20 protein-coding genes are annotated in these 17,174 nt (G+C 57.8%); all 20 read left to right on the plus strand.

Annotated elements, in window-relative coordinates; genetic code table 11:
- The 20 genes from fliG (at position 1) to flhA (ending at position 17,171) form a co-directional block, all read left to right on the plus strand.
- The gene (gene fliG, locus ACTQ3R_RS09735; protein WP_441778975.1) at positions 1-1,062 is read left to right on the plus strand and encodes a flagellar motor switch protein FliG; all 1,062 of its coding nucleotides are present in this window, start codon (positions 1-3) and stop codon (positions 1,060-1,062) included.
- On the plus strand, positions 1,055-1,876 hold the full coding sequence (locus ACTQ3R_RS09740; RefSeq protein ID WP_441778938.1) for a FliH/SctL family protein: 822 nt from the start codon (positions 1,055-1,057) through the stop codon (positions 1,874-1,876). Before fliG ends, ACTQ3R_RS09740 begins: the two co-directional genes overlap by 8 nt.
- Before the next feature lie 13 nt (positions 1,877-1,889).
- Positions 1,890-3,191, plus strand: coding sequence for a FliI/YscN family ATPase (locus ACTQ3R_RS09745; protein WP_441778939.1), 1,302 nt, complete (start codon positions 1,890-1,892; stop codon positions 3,189-3,191).
- A gap of 11 nt (positions 3,192-3,202) precedes the next feature.
- Positions 3,203-3,646, plus strand: coding sequence for a flagellar export protein FliJ (gene fliJ, locus ACTQ3R_RS09750; protein WP_441778940.1), 444 nt, complete (start codon positions 3,203-3,205; stop codon positions 3,644-3,646).
- 33 nt (positions 3,647-3,679) lie between these two features.
- Complete coding sequence (locus ACTQ3R_RS09755) at positions 3,680-4,849, plus strand: flagellar hook-length control protein FliK (RefSeq protein ID WP_441778941.1); 1,170 nt, start codon at positions 3,680-3,682, stop codon at positions 4,847-4,849.
- A gap of 27 nt (positions 4,850-4,876) precedes the next feature.
- A complete protein-coding gene (locus ACTQ3R_RS09760) occupies positions 4,877-5,455 on the plus strand; it encodes a flagellar hook assembly protein FlgD (RefSeq protein WP_441778942.1) in 579 nt (192 codons plus the stop codon).
- Between the two features lie 32 nt (positions 5,456-5,487).
- Positions 5,488-5,877: a TIGR02530 family flagellar biosynthesis protein gene (locus tag ACTQ3R_RS09765; protein WP_441778943.1), complete on the plus strand. Its 390-nt coding sequence runs from the start codon at positions 5,488-5,490 to the stop codon at positions 5,875-5,877.
- 96 nt (positions 5,878-5,973) lie between these two features.
- A complete protein-coding gene (locus ACTQ3R_RS09770) occupies positions 5,974-7,086 on the plus strand; it encodes a flagellar hook-basal body complex protein (protein WP_441778944.1) in 1,113 nt (370 codons plus the stop codon).
- A gap of 93 nt (positions 7,087-7,179) precedes the next feature.
- Positions 7,180-7,395 carry a flagellar FlbD family protein gene (locus ACTQ3R_RS09775; protein ID WP_441778945.1) on the plus strand — a complete coding sequence of 72 codons (216 nt, stop codon included), beginning with the start codon at positions 7,180-7,182 and terminating at the stop codon, positions 7,393-7,395.
- A 51-nt stretch (positions 7,396-7,446) separates the two neighbouring features.
- Positions 7,447-8,286, plus strand: a complete 840-nt coding sequence (locus ACTQ3R_RS09780; protein ID WP_441778946.1) for a motility protein A — start codon at positions 7,447-7,449, stop codon at positions 8,284-8,286.
- 34 nt (positions 8,287-8,320) lie between these two features.
- Entirely contained in the window at positions 8,321-9,145 is an 825-nt protein-coding gene (locus ACTQ3R_RS09785; protein ID WP_441778947.1) for an OmpA/MotB family protein, read from the plus strand.
- Between the two features lies 1 nt (position 9,146).
- Complete coding sequence (gene fliM / locus ACTQ3R_RS09790; protein WP_441778948.1) at positions 9,147-10,157, plus strand: flagellar motor switch protein FliM; 1,011 nt, start codon at positions 9,147-9,149, stop codon at positions 10,155-10,157.
- Positions 10,158-10,162: 5 nt separating this feature from the next.
- Positions 10,163-11,455 (plus strand): flagellar motor switch protein FliN, encoded by a 1,293-nt coding sequence (fliN, locus tag ACTQ3R_RS09795; protein ID WP_441778949.1) that lies wholly within the window; start codon positions 10,163-10,165, stop codon positions 11,453-11,455.
- A gap of 54 nt (positions 11,456-11,509) precedes the next feature.
- Positions 11,510-11,875 carry a response regulator gene (locus tag ACTQ3R_RS09800; protein ID WP_441778950.1) on the plus strand — a complete coding sequence of 122 codons (366 nt, stop codon included), beginning with the start codon at positions 11,510-11,512 and terminating at the stop codon, positions 11,873-11,875.
- 6 nt (positions 11,876-11,881) lie between these two features.
- Positions 11,882-12,241, plus strand: a complete 360-nt coding sequence (locus ACTQ3R_RS09805; RefSeq protein ID WP_441778951.1) for a FliO/MopB family protein — start codon at positions 11,882-11,884, stop codon at positions 12,239-12,241.
- A gap of 11 nt (positions 12,242-12,252) precedes the next feature.
- Entirely contained in the window at positions 12,253-12,915 is a 663-nt protein-coding gene (fliP, locus tag ACTQ3R_RS09810) for a flagellar type III secretion system pore protein FliP (protein WP_441778952.1), read from the plus strand.
- Positions 12,916-12,939: 24 nt separating this feature from the next.
- Positions 12,940-13,185: a flagellar biosynthetic protein FliQ gene (locus ACTQ3R_RS09815; RefSeq protein ID WP_441778953.1), complete on the plus strand. Its 246-nt coding sequence runs from the start codon at positions 12,940-12,942 to the stop codon at positions 13,183-13,185.
- Between the two features lie 10 nt (positions 13,186-13,195).
- Entirely contained in the window at positions 13,196-13,966 is a 771-nt protein-coding gene (locus tag ACTQ3R_RS09820; RefSeq protein WP_441778954.1) for a flagellar biosynthetic protein FliR, read from the plus strand.
- Positions 13,967-13,986: 20 nt separating this feature from the next.
- The gene (gene flhB / locus ACTQ3R_RS09825; RefSeq protein WP_441778955.1) at positions 13,987-15,051 is read left to right on the plus strand and encodes a flagellar biosynthesis protein FlhB; all 1,065 of its coding nucleotides are present in this window, start codon (positions 13,987-13,989) and stop codon (positions 15,049-15,051) included.
- Between the two features lie 29 nt (positions 15,052-15,080).
- A complete protein-coding gene (gene flhA, locus ACTQ3R_RS09830; RefSeq protein ID WP_441778976.1) occupies positions 15,081-17,171 on the plus strand; it encodes a flagellar biosynthesis protein FlhA in 2,091 nt (696 codons plus the stop codon).
- Positions 17,172-17,174 lie beyond the last annotated feature (3 nt).

Here is a 17,174-nt window from a genome sequence, read left to right on the forward strand (position 1 = left end):
ATGACAGCGCCTCCGGCTCAGGGAACAGCCACCCCGTTTAAACCAGCATCCACCCCACTGAAAAATGAACTGACCCGCCAGCAGAAGGCAGCTGCGGTGATCATTTCCCTGGGAACCGAAAAGGCTTCCCAGCTCTACCAGTACATGGAACCGGAGGATGTGGAGCAGATCACCCTGGAGGTCGCCAAGCTGGGCTATGTGGATGCGGCCACTACCGAGGATGTACTTAATGAGTACTACCAGATGTGCATGACCAACAAGGCTGTGACCGAGGGCGGACTGGAGTATGCCAGGGCCGTCTTGGAGCGTGCCTTCGGAAGTCAGACGGCAAGCATGCTGCTGGACAAGGTAACCAAGTCCCTGAAGAACCGGGAGTTCTCCTTCCTGAACAAGGCGGATGAGAAATCCCTGTACGCAGCCCTGCAGCATGAGCGGCCCCAGACCATCGCCCTGGTGCTGTCCTATGTGGACCCGGAGAAGTCGGCGGCCGTCATTGACGAGCTTGACCCGGAGCGCCAGGTGAAAGTAGTGGAGAACATCGCCAACATGGAGAGTGCCTCTCCTGCGGCGGTAAAGACCATTGAGGCAGAGATGGAGAAGCGCTTCTCCAGCATCATGACCACCAACAACGTGAAGGTAGGCGGCGTGGACTTCGTGGCCGACGTGATGAACAATCTGGACCGGGCCAGCGAGAAGAGCATCTTCGACCGCCTGTCCACGCACAACTCCGAGCTGGCCGACGAGATCCGCAAGCGGATGTTCGTCTTCGAAGATATCGTCACCATGGACGACCGCTCTGTACAGCGCTTCCTGCGGGACTGCGATCCCAAGGATCTGGTTCTGGCCCTCAAGGGTGCCAACAGCGAGGTGGCCAACAAGATCTTCACCAACGTCTCCGCCCGTATGGCCCAGAGCATCCGGGACGACCTGGAGGTCACGGTCAACGTGCGGATCCGGGACGTGGAGGCCGCTCAGCAGCGTATTGTGGGCGTGATCCGCGACCTGGAGGAGAAGAACGAGCTGATCATCCTCAAGGGTGGAAAGGACGATATCATTGCCTAATATTTTTAAGCATTTTCTTCGCCCCCAGGTGGAGCAGTTCCAGTTCCCCCAGGTGGACGATATTGTAGTAGAGCCGGAGCCGCCTCCCCAGCCGGAGCCGGAAGCGCCCGAGGAGAAGGTGCCCGAACCGGTCCAGGAAGCGGAGGAGCAGCCCGGCCCCGACCCCGGACAGGGGGCGGCGGCCATGTTCTCCTACGCCCGGATTCAGGCCGAGGCCATCATGGCCCAGGCCAAGCGGGAGGGCGAGCAGCTGCTGGAGCAGTACCGCCAGCAGGGCGAAGAGCAGGCCCAGCGCCTGCGGGAGGAGGCACAGGAGGAGGGGTACCGCCAGGGGTACGCCGACGGGATGGCCAAGGCCCAGGCCGAAGGCCAGGTCAAGCTGGAAGAGCAGCGGCAGCAGCAGGCAGAAGAGCTTAAGAAATTCCTGGATCAGGCCACACAGGCCAAAGAGGACCTGATGTCCCAGACCCAGGACGAGCTGCGGGACCTGAGTATCGCGGTAGCGGAAAAAGTGATCCACATCAGCCTTAAAAGCAGCCGCGAGGTCATTTTGCGCATGGTGCAGATGGCCACCGAGCGTCTGCGGCGGCGGGAGTGGGTGCGCATCTATATCGGGGGCTGTGACACACGGGAACTGGCCCAGATCGCCCCGGAACTCACTGCCTCTCTGGCGGGACTGTCCGATCATATCAAGCTGATCCCCATGGCTGATGACGAGTCGGGCACTTGCATTATCGAGATGCCCGATGAGATTATCGACGCCAGCGCCTCCACCCAGCTTGATAATTTGAAGGATATTCTGCGAGGCGGATAAGAGGAGACAGGCCTTGTTTGAAGAGATGATACAGCGTGTGCAGTCGGCCCAGACCGTCAGCTACACGGGAAAAATCGAAAATATTGTGGGCATGTCCATTGAGGCCTCCGGCGGCCGGGCCGCCGTAGGTGACATCTGCCGGATCTACAACGGGGAGTCAGGCGGCCAGGTGATGGCTGAGGTAGTTGGCTTCAAAAATGACCGCATTCTGCTCATGCCCTACTCAGACATGAGCGGCATTTCGGCGGGGAACTTTGTGCGCAATACCGGCCGGCGGCTGAGTCTCAATATGGGCCCCTTTCTTAAGGGGCGGGTCATCAACGCCCTGGGACAGCCCATTGACGGCAAGGGCCCCTTCCGCGGCGGCACCTCCTTCTGTGTAGACGGAGCCAACTACATCAATCCCATGGCCCGTCCCCCCATTCGGGAGCGGCTGGAGTTCGGCGTCAAAGCCATCGACGGCATGCTCACTGTGGGTAAGGGGCAGAGAATCGGAATCTTTGCCGGTTCTGGCGTGGGGAAAAGTACTCTGATGGGCATGATCGCCAAGCACGTGAAGGCGGACATCAACGTGATCGCTCTGGTGGGCGAACGTGGCCGCGAGGTGCTGGAATTCATGGAGAAGGACTTGGGGCCGGAAGGCATGAGCCGTTCGGTGCTGGTAGTGGCAACATCAGACCAGCCTGCCATGCTGCGGAAACGCTGCCCATCGGTGGCCACGGGCGTGGCGGAGTACTTCCGGGACCAGGGGTACGATGTGCTGTTGATGATGGACTCCCTCACCCGATTTGCCATGGCCCAGCGTGAGATTGGCCTGGCGGTAGGAGAGCCCCCGGTGGCTCGGGGCTACACCCCTTCCATTTATGCCGAGCTGCCCAAGCTGCTGGAGCGCAGCGGAAATTTCCAGAAGGGTTCCATCACCGGAGTGTACACCGTGCTTGTGGAGGGCGACGATACCAACGAGCCCATTGCCGACACCGTGCGTGGTATCCTGGACGGACATATTGTTTTGTCCCGCCGCCTGGCCAACAGCAACCACTTCCCCGCCATTGACGTGGGGGCGAGCATCTCCCGCCTTATGACCGATATCGTCTCCCCGGAGCACCGCCAGATGGCGGCCCGGATTCGGGATGTGATGGGTGTGTATGAGAAGAACCTGGACCTGGTGTCGATTGGTGCATATAAGGCGGGGACCAACCCTAAGCTGGACTACGCCCTGAGCAAAATCGACGGCATCCAGCAGTTTTTGATGCAGGGGACCCAGGAGGGGTTCTCCTATGAGGAGGACCTGGACATGATGCGGAAATTACTGTGAGGTGAGCTCCCATGAAGAAGTTTCAGTTCGGCCTGGACAGCGTGCTGGGCTACCGCCAGCAGGTACTGGAGGGGCGGCAGAACGAATATGCCCGAACCCTTCAGAAAGTGGCCCAGCAGCAGGACCGGGTGGATGACGCCAAGGCCCGCTACCAGGAGCTGAACCGCCGCTTCCGGGAAGAGGCAGCCCAGGGAATCGCGGTCTCCGATGCACTGGGGTTTGAAATGGGCCTGCGGGTGCTGGAGATGGAGATCACCCGAGAGACCAACCGCCTGCAGGAGCTGCAGGCCGAAGCAGAGCAGCAGCGTGCCAAGGTGCTCCAGGCCCATCAGGATGCCGCCATTTTGGAGCGCCTGAAGGAGAAGCAGAAGGACGCCTACCAGAAAGAGCTGCAAAAGCAGGACGAGCGTTTCATTGATGAATTGGTCTCCGCCGTACGTGCCGAGCGGAGTTGAAGAAAATTACCCCATTGAAAGGAGGTGAGAACGATGAACATGACAGACATGCTGCTGCAGATGACATTGCAGAGTGTATGGCAGATGTCCCAGACGACCCAGGGAGCCGGTCAGACAGCCAACACCCAGGACCACCAGGGCGGTACATCCTTCCAGGACTTGCTGGAACAGCGCCGGGAAGATACGACCCAGGCCGGGAAGGAGGACACCAACCTGAAAGATCCCCAGGGTGACCAGAATGTGGGGACCTCCGAAAAGCCCGACAAGGATTCCCCAAACGCCAACCTGGAGGTGGTGGCCGCTGCGGCCGCGCCCGCGGTGTACAGCGATCTGATGGCTGTCCAGGCCAACTTCGTGGAGGCAGTCGGCTCGGCAGAGTCCCCTGTGGCCCAGGTGGTAACGATTGAGGCGGCCGTGGCTGACACACAGACGGTTCTGACTGCCCAGTCCCAGGTTCAGGCCGGGACCGTACTGCCTCAGGTCCAGCGGGAGACTGCTCAGCCCCAGCAGACCGTCCAGCCCGAGACCACATCTGATGTGCAGGCCGCCCCGGTTTCTGTCCTGCAAAGCAGTGAGACGGTATCCCAAAGCGCCGACACCCAGAGCACAGCCCAGGAGAATCTGAGTCAGGACATGACCCAGTCCGCTGCGGCCCAGACCGGAAGCGACGAGGGCAAGGACGTGACGGTGGAGAGTTTCCAAACTCCCCTGTTCCAGAATGTGGAGGCCACTCCGGTGCGGGTAGGCGAGGGGGAGAGCGTAGATATGACTGCCCCCGCCCAGGAGGTGGAGAAGTCCCTGAGCAACATCCTGAAGGGTGCGTTGGATCAGGGAGATCAACATGTGGAGATCAAGCTTAATCCGGCCAATCTGGGTACCGTAACCGCGGAATTTACCCGTACGCCGGAGGGAGTACTCCATGTGGTGCTCCACGCCGAGACCGAGCAGACTGCCCGGCTGCTCAGCGACCATGCCTCTACCCTGGGCCTGATCCTGCAGGACAATACCCACAGTGAGGTGCGGGTGCAGGTGGCCCAGCCCCAGGAGAACCAGTCCGCCTGGCAGCACCCCGATCAGGATGGCGGCCAGCAACAGCAGCAATCCCATCAACAGCAGCAGCGCAACACACCCCGCCAGGAGGCGGAGAACTTCCTCCATCAGCTCCGGCTTGGACTGCTGGAGATGGAGACAGACGCCGTGTAAACGGTGAAGAAGCAGAGGTGAAATAGCATGACAAGCAGCGATTTTATGCCGATTTCTCTGGATACACTCCAGAAAAACAACACCTATTCCGTCAATCAGAGCAGGAGCACGCTGACCCCCGAAGAAATTGAGAAGTTAGGGTTTACGGTAGCTGAGGACGATGACGCCTTTGGTTTGAACTTTGAGGACTTTCTTCAGCTCATGGTCCGGCAATTGCAAAACCAGACCATCGACAACACGGCAGATACCTCTGATATGCTCAATCAAATGGTGCAGATGTCCACGGTACAGATGCTGACAAAGGTTCAGACCAGCCTGGAAGAGATTACTGCCGCCAATACTCTGACCTATGCCGCCTCTCTGGTGGGAAAGACGGTCACAGTAGGCTCCTATGATGAGGAGGGCAATCTCCAGGAGATCGTGGGCGAGGTCACTGGTACCGGTACCTATGAGGGTGTCCCCGTTATCTTTGTCAACGATGAGATGTATCCTCTGAACAGTATTATGGCCGTTGGTACGCTGCCTGAGGAACCCGAGGAGGGTGGAGAAGGCGAAAGCGGCGACGGTGACAGTGACGGCGAAAACAACCAGACCCCAAACGTATAAGCCGCTGAACGGCAGATAAAGGAGGTGTTCCCGTGGTCGGACCGATCTATCGTGTGGGTGGATCCGGCGGACTTGGGCAGACAGAACCCCGCACTCGCCAAACAACCCAAAGCAGTGACAGCTTTGACTCTGTCCTGCAGCAGCAGATGGCGTGTACCCAAACCCGTCAGGTGGCCTTTTCCAAGCACGCGCTGAGCCGTGCGGAGGAACGGGGCATTGAAGTCACTCCCACGCTGCTGGAACGACTGGGTGATTCCGTTGAGCGGGCGCAGGCCAAAGGAGCTACCAATATTCTGGCACTAGACCAGACCTTGGCGGCCTTTATCGTCAACGTCCCCAACAACCGGGTCATTACCGCAATGTCCCAGTCGGAGATGAAGGAAAATATTTTTACGAACATTGACGGCGCCGTGTTCCTGTAAGATTACAGAGGGCAGGACCGAAAGGGGGCTCTGGGGACCGTGTGAATGACGGTTTCCCGGCGGCGCACAAATTTCGGAAGAAGGAGCAAGAACAATATGTCTATGTCAGGCGCTATGAGCGCGGCAATTTCTGGTTTGAAAACACATATGCAGGCCCTGAACGTGGTGGGTAACAACATCGCCAACGTTAACACCTATGGCTACAAGACCCAGCGCTTTACCTTCAAGGATAGCATTTATAGCACCCTGAGCGCTGGTTCTGAGGGCACCCTCACCACCGGCAGCACCAATCCCCGGCAGACCGGCTATGGCTGTACGGTGGGCACCATCGATCTGGACATGAGCAGCGGTGACCTGGTGGCTACTGGCCGGGACCTGGACTGCACCATCGGCGGTGATGGATTCTTCCTGGTGGGTCCGAAGGACATTGATGTCAACAGCGCGGATGCGGTGAAAAAATTGACCCTGACCCGCGTGGGTGACTTTGAGTTCCGGGACGGCTATCTCACCGACGGACAGGGCAATGTGGTCTATGGCTTTGTGAATAGTACAGGCACAGACACTCCGGGGATGCTTGACCCCAATAATGAAGGAAAGATCAGCACCGATCTGGTGCCGATTCGTCTGCCCATGAGAGATAAGGGCAATGGCCTTGCCCCTGATGATCCTGGCTATGTTGCCGCGGGTGGAACGACATATCCCGGCATCGCGGATACGGGAAAGAATGTGGATCCGGAAGATGCCGATGATGCCAATGTGGACGGCTACATTAACTATACCAACATGAAGATCGATGAAAACGGCAAAATTACCTGTACCAATTCCGACACCAAGGAAGTCGTAGTAGTAGGCTATATCGCCTTGGGCACGGTGGAAAATCCCAACGGCGTGCTCCACACGGACGGCCCCTACTATTCGGCCGGTGATGCTGCAGGCAGCATTACCGTCAGCACCCCCAACAGCGCGGTGACCGGCTCCCTGAGAAACGGAAATATTTTCTTGGAAGATGGTACCACGGTCGATCCCGCTTCCCAACTGCTGGGCGGCAGCACCGTGGGCATCATGACCTCCTTCCTGGAGGGTTCCAGCACTGACTTGGCCACCGAATTCACCAACATGATCCTCTACCAGCGGGGCTATCAGGCCAACACCCGGATTGTCACCGTTACCGATACCATGCTGGAAGAGCTGGTCAACATGAAGCGCTGATAGCTGATAAGTAAGATCCACCGGATTGAGCACACTCCGCCGCCTGGGGCATCCGCTCCAGGCGGCGGCAGACGAGAAAAGAGGGCGAGTTTTGTGATCGAATTGCAGAAAATGAACAAGGAGCGGTTCCTGCTCAACCACAACCAGATTGAGTGCATCGAGCTGATCCCAGAGTGTAAGGTCGTGATGATGAACCACGACTACTATCTGGTGCGGGACACCGTGGAGGAGATCATCCAAAAAATCGCGGACTATAACGCGAAGGTTCAGGATATCCACCGGGAAATTTCTGTGATCGACCGGCGCTGACCTTGCGCTTTTCCGTACATCGGCGGGATATAAACAGAAGGGATCGACGTTATGAATGTAGTGTATTTGATCGGCATTGTGCTGGCTGTATTCTTTACTCTGTTCGGCATTGCCTTTGACGCGGGCGGAACTCCACCCATTGACTTTGATAAGCTGGGCAACTTTGTGGATGTCTCCAGTATCCTCATTGTGGTGGGCGGTACCCTGGCCGTGGTGATCGCCTGCTACCCCAAGCTGGCCAAGTCTTTTCCCGCGCACATCAAAATCATGCTGCGGGCGAAAGCCTTTGACCCCACCACCTATGTGGAGCAGCTGGTGGAGCTGGCGCAGATCGCCCGGAAAAACGGCCTTCTGGCCCTGGAGGAGAAGGCCAACGAACAGACCGATCCCTTCTTCAAGCAGGCCATTATGCTCATTGTAGATGCCAATGACCCGGATCGGGTCCGGAGCATCCTGGAAAACGACATTGAACAGACCTCCGCCCGCCACCAAGAGGTGGTGGCCATGTATGAACGGGGCTCCAACGCCGCCCCCGCCTTCGGTATGATCGGTACCCTGATCGGTCTGATCAACATGCTGAAAGGGCTGGACGGTGCGGACATGGACGCCCTGGGCCCCAACATGTCGGTGGCTCTGGTTACCACCTTTTACGGTTCCTTCCTGGCCCACGTGATCTTCAACCCCATTGCCGCCAACCTTACTGCACGGGATGAGGAAGAGATCCTCTGCCGGCAGATCGTGGTGGAGGGGATCATGGCCATCCAGTCGGGCGAGAACCCCAAGTTTCTGCGGGAGCGGCTGCTCACCTTCATGAAGCAGAACCAGCGCGGTGAAGAGGGAGAGGGCGGCGGCGCCCCCAAGGAAAAGAAGGGCCGCAGAAAAGGGAAATAATCTCCCGGTGTCATAGGGGAGAGGAGGTTTGGATATGCGAAAAAAACGCGGCGGAGGCGGCGGCGCCAACTGGATGGATACATATGGCGATATGGTGACGCTGCTGCTGTGCTTTTTTGTCATGCTCTATTCCATGTCCACCATGGATAAGGAGAAATGGATCGCCCTGGTGGAGTCCTTTAATCCCGACGCGGTGACCGAACAAAACCCCGGCGGCCATGAGATCAGCAATGTGACCCAGGAGCAGGTGGACGCGGATATTGAGAAGCTCTATCAGGCCATGAGGGAATATGTGGAGTCGGAGAACCTGGCCGCGGAAATCTCGATCACCAAAGGCAGCGGCTATGTCTTTGTGTCCTTTGACAACACAGTCTTTTTCGATGGTGACAGCTACACCCTGCGGGACGACGGCAAGGAAGTGCTGGATCATGTGGCCACTGCCATTGCGCAAGTCAGCGAATCCATCGATGAGATTCGTGTGCTGGGACACACCGCCCAGGAGGTACCCGACTCCCCCAACGATCCTGCCGTGGACCGCTTCCTTGCCACCAACCGGGCGGCAGTGGTAACGGTCTATCTTCAGGAAAAGGACATCATCGATCCTTCCCGCCTGGTCAGTGTGGGTTACGGCCAGTGGCGCCCCGTGGCGGAAAACGACGACGCGGCGGGCCGTGCGCAGAACCGGCGGGTGGAGCTGCTGGTGACGGGTCTGGATGTGGAGAACGATATGGGGGACGACATCGCCCAGTACTACACCATGCGTTCCGGGCAGGACGGAACCTCAGCCGAGACGGAGGAAAACGCCGGAACCTCCGGGAAGCAGGCTCAAACGCAAACCGGTTCCAGCCAGGAGGGATAGCATGGCGGAAGTATTATCACAAAGCCAGATCGACGCACTGCTCAACGCAGCACGCAGCGGCGAGATGGATCTGAACCGTTCCGACCAGGATGCGGAAAAGAAATACAGAAAATATGACTTTTACAGTCCGAGAAAGTTTACCAAAGACCGGCTGAAAATGATCAGCGGTATCTTTGAAAACTACACCCGGATTATCAACTCCAGACTCAACGGTCTGCTGCACACCACCAGCGACATTTCGGTGGAGTCGGTAGAGGAGCAGCGCTACTATGAGTTTTCCAACGCCCTTTCCGACGGCGATGTGCTGACCTTAGCGGATGTGGACGTGGAGGGGGTGCGGGAAAGTGAGGATACCCCGGTTTTGATCCATCTCAGCACCGGCCTGGTGCTGAATATGATGGACCGCCTGATGGGCGGCGAGGGGGATGACTCGGCCAAGATCCCGGCTGGATACAGCTTTACCCCCCTGGAGCTTAAGCTTTATGAGAGCATCGTCAAGGATCTGATCTCCATTCTGGGGGGCAGCTGGGAGAACTACATCGACCTGAACTTTTCCGTCCGGCGGGTAGAATCCAACCCAACCCTGGTGCAGCTGATCGGACTGGACGAAACCGTGGTCATCATCGGTATCAGCATCAAATTCCCCAACGCCTCCGGGCGGATGAACATCTGCCTGCCCGGCATGATGCTGACCAACATCTTTACCAAGATCTCTGCCATGAATCAGGTGGGACGGGGAACCGGGGAGAACAACTCCCAGGAGATTATGGATATCCTGCGGGATTCTCAGCTGGAGGTCACAGCGGAGCTGGGCCGCACTCAGCTCACGTTGCGGGATATTTACAGCTTAAATGTGGGAGACGTGATCGATTTGGGACACCCGACCAAAGAGCCGGTGAATTTGTTCATCGGCGGACAGCCCTGGTTCAGCGGTAAGCTGGGCACGCAGAACGGCAGCATGGCCGTGAAGATCTGGGAGACCTGTCACGTCCAGTCAAGAGAGGAGGAGTGAGGAACATGGCTCAGAATATCTTTAATTCGATGGAGCTGGATGCCATCGGCGAAATTATGAATATCAGCCTGGGGTCCTCGGCTACCGCAGTATCCAACATGCTGGACCACCGGGTGGATATCACCACTCCCTCGGTGAGTGTGGTCGCGGTGGAGGACTTCAGCATCGGTGATCTGGAGCCGGCCATCGGCATTGAGATCAAATATGTCTCCGGCCTGGAGGGCAGCAACATCATGCTGCTGCGCAAGCGGGATGTGAAGGTGATTGTTGACATCCTGATGGGCAGCGAGACCCCGGATGATGAGTTTGAACTCAACGATCTTACCATCAGCGCTGTGTGTGAGGTAATGAACCAGATGATGGGGGCAGCCTCCACAGCCCTGTCCGACTTCCTGGGTCACCCGGTGAACATCTCCACCCCCTCGTCCTTTGCCTTGGACGATGTGGAGCAGTTTAAACAGGAACACATCAACTCCGAGGACGGCCCCCTGGTTGTGGTTCGCTTTATGCTGAGCATTGAAGATATGCTCAAAAGCGAGTTTGTCAACGTGATGCCAGTCCACCTGGCACGGGAACTGCTGGCCGGTTTCGAGATGAACTTCGGCAGCGTCTCTTCGGATGAGCCGGCTCAGCCTGAGCCCAAGCCGGCGCCTCAGCCCGAGCCTCAGCCGGCTGCTCAGCCGGTGGCCGGCAGCTCTGACGGCTATAACGGCGGGGTCATGAGCCAGGAGGAGATCGAGCAGATGCTCAACGGACTGATCAATCAGCCCGCTGCGCAGCCTGAGCAGCCAGCGGCGCCTCAGCAGTCTGCACAGCCCATGCAGCCCCCTGTACAGCCCATGCAGCCCCCTGTACAGCCCATGCAGCCCCCTGCACAACCCATGCAGCCCATGCAGGCACCCCAGTATGGGTGGGCCCAACAGCCTATGCAGCAGCCCATGCAGCCCGGCTGGGGGATGCAGGAACCCAAACGAATCAATGCCAACCCCATTCAGCTCCCGGTCCTGGATGCGGAGGAGCGACTGGGCAAAGAGCAGGCGGACAACCTCGAGCTTATTATGTCCGTCCCGCTGGAGATTTCGGTGGAAATTGGCCGGACCCGGCGGAAGGTGGAGGATATTCTTTCCTTCTCCAAGGGATCTCTGGTGGTGCTGGATAAGCTGGCCGGAGATCAGGTCGACCTGTTTGTCAACGGCCTTTGTGTGGCGCGGGGCGACGTGGTGGTCATTGATGACAACTTCGGCGTACGCATCACAGAGGTCCTCAAGCAAAGCGAGCTGTTAAAGCAGCAGCCCTGACCCGGCCGGTGCAAAGATCCGGTACGGGAAAAATAAAAGAAAAGGATGAATATCATGGCTAAGATTCTGATTGTAGACGATGCAGCATTTATGCGAAAAGTGATCCGTGACACCCTCACCAAAGAGGGCTATACCGACATCCATGAGGCTGTGGACGGTCAGGACGCAGTGGAAAAGTATTTTGAGCTCAAGCCCGACCTGGTGCTCATGGACATCACCATGCCTAACATGGACGGCCTGGAAGCCCTGAAGGCCATCCGTGCCAAGGACGGCAATGCTAATGTGGTCATGTGCTCTGCCATGGGCCAGGAGGCCATGGTGGTGGAGGCCGTGCAGGCCGGCATCAAAGACTTTATCGTCAAGCCCTTTAAGAGCGACCGTCTGCTTAAGACAGTCAGTTCCATTGTGGGCGCACCCTAACCTGAGATGAAGGAACTGGGGCCCTTACTCTGGGCGCTCTTTGTTACCTGCCTGATCCTGGCACTGGCCTACTGGTTTACCCGGTATGTGGTAGGGAGCATGGCGGGGGGCAGACTGGGCCGGGGCAGGTACATCACCGTACTGGAGCAGATCCCCGTTGGCAAGGACCAGCGCCTGCTGCTGGTGAAGGTAGGGGAGCGGCTGTATCTGTATGGAGCCGCCCCCGGCGGGTTCACCAACCTGGGGGAGGTCCCTCAGGAGCTGCTGGATGACGAAGAAAGCACACCGGGCAGCAAATCCAATGCAGCCATATCGGAAAACTTTGCCCAGGCCCTGCGCCGGGTACTGGAGCAGCGAAAGAGATAGGAGGCGCGAACTTGGACGCACTGATCAATGTAAACGGAGAGAATGTCCAGACCCTCCAAATTCTCTTTATGACCACCATGGTGACCCTGCTGCCCTCCATGGTGGTGATGATGACCTCTTTTACGCGGTACATCATCTCCTTTTCCTTTCTGCGTTCCGCCATGGGACTGCAGCAGAATCCTCCCAATATGGTGTTGGTGGGCATAGCCCTGTTTCTGACCCTGTTTACCATGTCCCCGGTGGTCAGCGAGATCCAGACTACGGCCTATGAGCCGTACGTGGATCAGCAAATCACCCAGGACGAGTTTTTTGAGCGAGCCAAGATTCCCCTTAAGGAGTTTATGGCCAAGAATACGGAGCGGAGCGCCATGAGCCTGTTCTGTGATATGGCGGGGGTCCAGACACCGGAGGACACGCAAAACGCCCAGGACCTGCCCCTGCACATCCTGGTTCCCTCCTTTATGACTACGGAGCTCAAACGGGCATTTCTCATCGGCTTTTATCTCTACATCCCCTTCCTGCTCATTGATGTGGTGGTATCCTCGGCCCTGATGTCCATGGGCATGATCATGCTGCCGCCGTCTATGATCTCCATGCCCTTCAAGCTGCTGCTGTTTATCTCCCTGGATGGGTGGCAGCTGCTGTTTTCCACCCTGGTGCGTGGATTCAATTAGATGTGATACATAGGGGGTTACGATATGGAGCCGGTGGATATTCTCCGGGAAGGCGTGGGGGTAGCGCTGAAAATCGGCGCGCCCATGCTGCTGCTGAGTATGGTGGTGGGCATTCTGGTGGCCATCTTTCAGGCGGTGACCCAGATCCACGAACAATCCCTGTCCTTTATCCTCAAGCTCATTGTGGTTGTGGCGATTCTGCTGGTGGGCGGAGGCTGGATGCTGGAGGTCCTGCAGGACTACACCCGCTATCTGTTTTCCCTGATGTGAGGACGGGACGATGGATTGGTCAGAACTGTACCTATTTACGCTGATTTTTATGCGGGTGACCGGCTTTGTGCTGCTCAACCCCATTTTGGGCAGAAACAGCCTGCCCAACCTGGCCAAGGCTGGGATCATCATGGTATTTTCCGCCTTTGTAATGAGTATGGCGGTGGATGCTCCCCCAGTGCCAGAGTCCATTGTAGAATTTGCCCTTCGGCTTCTATTGGAGCTGGGGGTGGGCTTTGTGATGGGCTTTGTGATGCAGCTGTTCTTTATGATTATTCAGGTGGGCGGCGAAGTCATTGACGCTCAGATGGGCCTGACCATGGCCCAGGTCTACGACGCCAGCAGCCAGATCAACATGACGGTGACGGCCTCGCTGCTCAACGTGCTGTTTGTTCTGAACTTTTTTGCAGAGAATGGACACTACACCATGCTGCGCATCTTTCTCACCTCTCAGCAGGTGGTCCCCTTTGGCCAGGCTGGCTTTGGGCAGGCGGTGGCCTCAGGGGTAGTGGAACTATTTCTCTCCTGCATGGTGCTGGCCATTAAGCTGGCCTTCCCCATCCTGGCCGCCGAATTGTTGGGTGAGCTGGGCATGGGTATTCTGATGAAGGCCATTCCCCAAATCAACGCATTTGTCATCAACATCGAGCTGAAAGTGATTATTGGCTTGGTGCTGTTGTTCCTGTTTTTGAACCCCATCAGTGAGTTTTTGCTGGGGGCAGAGTCGGAGATGCTGGACAGCATGAGCCGGATGCTGCAGATCATCGCCGCGCCGGGATAGTCCACGGGAGGTGACGCGGCATGGCGGACGGACAGAAAACCGAAAAGGCAACCCCGAAACGACGGCGGGACGAACGGAAGAAGGGCAACATCTTCTTCAGCAACGACGCGGTATCGGTGGTTGTACTCCTGGTGGGGCTGGCGGTGTTTTTTCTCACTGCGGTGGGGTCCGCCTCCGCTATTGAGGAATTTTTCCGCCTGTGCTTTTCTCTGACCTTGACCCAGACAGGCACTCCTACGGCGGGGGACCTCAGCCAGCTGCTGGCCCAGCTGCTGTGGGCCTTTGTCCGGGCGGTGGGCCCTTTGATGGTCGCCACAGCGGTGGCGGGGGTGGCAGCCACCTTCTTTCAGACCCGGATGCTGGTGTCTGGGGAGTCCCTGCGGCCCAAATTCAGCCGGATTAACCCCATTCAGGGCTTTATGCGGCTGTTCTCTCTGCGCAGCGTCATCGAGGCCATGAAGGGCCTTTTGAAGATCATTATCCTGCTCTACATCATTTATCATTTTTTGGCCGGAATCGTCGATGTATTTACCAAGTACTTCTTCACCGACCTGACCGCGGCCTGTTCTCACCTGCTGGACATGGCCTTCCAGATGTCTATGCAGATCGCTGTGGCCTATGTGGTGCTGGCTGCAGCCGATGTGTTCTACCAGTGGTGGGACTACGAGCGGCAGATCCGCATGACCAAGCAGGAGATCAAAGAGGAGTTTAAGCAGACCGAGGGCGATCCTCAGATCAAGAGCCGGATCAAAGAACAGCAGCGAAAGATGGCCCAGTCCCGCATGATGCAGAAGGTGCCTCAGGCCGATGTGGTCATCCGAAACCCTACCCACTTTGCCGTGGCTTTGCGCTACAAGGAAGATCGGGATAAGGCCCCCGTGGTGCTGGCCAAGGGACAGGACTCCCTGGCCCTGCGCATCGTCCAGGTGGCGGAGGAGCACCATGTGGCTGTGGTGGAGAACGTCCCTCTGGCACGGGCCCTGTACAGCTCCACCGACCTCAACCAGGAGATTCCCCCTGAACTGTACGGTGCGGTGGCTGAGGTGCTGGTGTACCTCTATCGGTTGGACAAAAAAGGCACTTAACAGAAAGCGAGCCATTTTAAAACGTTATGATGAGACGAATTTTCGACAATGCCATATCGCTGATGGTGGTGGTCATCGTCCTGTTCCTGATGCTCCCCCTGCCCGCACCGGCGCTGGATGTGCTGATCGTGATCAACATCTCCCTGTCCATCATGATTTTGATGATCACCATGAGCATTTCGGAGGCACTGGAGTTTTCCATTTTTCCCTCCCTGCTGCTGGTGACGACCCTGTTTCGGTTGGGCCTGAACGTGTCCTCCACCCGTCTGATCCTCCGGGACGGCGGTTATGCCGGTGTGGTCATCAAATCCTTTGGTAATTTGATTACGCAAGGTAATATTGTCATCGGTATTTTGATCTTTTTAATCATTGTACTGGTGCAGTTTATCGTGATCACCAAGGGCGCAGAGCGTGTCTCTGAGGTGGCCGCCCGCTTCACCCTGGACGCTATGCCGGGTAAGCAGATGGCCATTGACGCCGATTTGAGCTCCGGCCTCATTGACGAGAAGGAGGCCCGGATGCGCCGCTACAAGATCCAGAAGGAAGCGGACTTCTATGGTGCCATGGACGGCGCCACTAAGATCGTCAAGGGCGATGCCGTCATGTCCCTGATCATCACGGTCATCAACTTTGTGGCCGGCCTGATCATCGGTATCGTTCAGGGCGGCAGCGACATTCAGACGGTGATGAATGTCTACTCCATCGCCACCATCGGCGACGGCCTGGTTTCCCAGCTGCCCGCCCTGATGATTTCCACCGCTACCGGCATGATCGTCACCCGCTCCGTGTCCGACGGCAGCCTGAACACCGATGTGATCGGCCAGTTCAAGGCCCAGCCACGGGCCATCCTGGCCACCGGTGTCATTCTGGTGCTGCTGGGCATTGTCCCCGGCACCCCCACCCTGCCTCTGCTGTTGGTGGGCAGCTGCCTGACCGCGGGAGGCATCATAGGCGAGCGGAGCATGAACAAGGAAAAAGCACTCCAGGCGCAGCAGGCCGCGGCCCAGGCGGAACAGCCAGCCCCCGAGGCAGCAGCGGCCAGCGAGGCGGACTACTACAAGGACATCAACAACGTCTATTCCCTTCTCACCGTGGAGCCTATTGAGATGGAATTTGGATACAGCCTTATCCCTCTGGTGGATGAGGGCAGCGGGGGCAAGCTCATCAGCCGTATCGTCATTTTCCGCCGCCAATACGCCCAGGATATGGGCTTTGTCATCCCTTCCATCCGCCTGCATGACGGAGCGGGGCTGGGTACCAACCAGTACATTATCCGCATACGGGGTGAGGAAGTAGCCCGAGGCGAGGTTCTGGTGGACTATTACCTGGCCCTGGAGCCCCCCAATCCCGGCGGCGAGATCGACGGCATCGAGGCCATCGAGCCCGCCTACGGTATCCCCTCCCGGTGGATTCTGCCGGAGAACAAGGAGATGGCGGAGATCTATGGCTACACCGTCATTACACCTCTTACGGTCATGCTTACCCATCTGTCTGAGACCATCAAGCGTCACGCCTTTGAGCTGTTGGGCCGTACCGAGGTCATGCAGCTGGTGGAGCATCTGAAGAAAACCGACCCAGACCTGGTGGCAGATGCCATCCCCAATGTGATTACCTACGCGGGACTGGAGAAGATCCTGCGCAACCTTCTTAAGGAGAGCATTCCCATCCGGGATCTTGGCCTTATTCTGGAGGCGATCATCGACGCAGGTCCCAACCGGGACGCCGATGCAGTCACCGAGCAGGTCCGTACCCGGCTCAGCCGCACGATTACCCGCCGCTTCTGCGAAAACGGACAGCTCCGAGTGGTCACTCTGGATGCCGAGGTGGAAAAGAAGATCCTCTCCGCCCTTACCAAAAACGAGCAGGGAGTTTACCTGGCCCTTACCCCGGATGTCATGCAGCAGATCATGGCCCAGCTGGGCGAGCTGCGCAAGAAGTTCCAGGAGCTGTCCCAGACCCCGGTGGTGCTTACCAGTCAGGTGATCCGGGTCTACCTCAGCCGCCTGATCGCCCAGTTCTACCCCGATGTGTACGTGCTCTCCTTCCACGAGATCACCAGCAACGTCCAGATCCAGGCCATCGGCAACATCACCTTGCAGGCCCAGGCGGCCGCGGTGTAACAG

The sequence above is a fragment of the Lawsonibacter sp. LCP25S3_E2 genome, assembly GCF_052117285.1.
Taxonomy (GTDB): domain Bacteria; phylum Bacillota; class Clostridia; order Oscillospirales; family Oscillospiraceae; genus Lawsonibacter.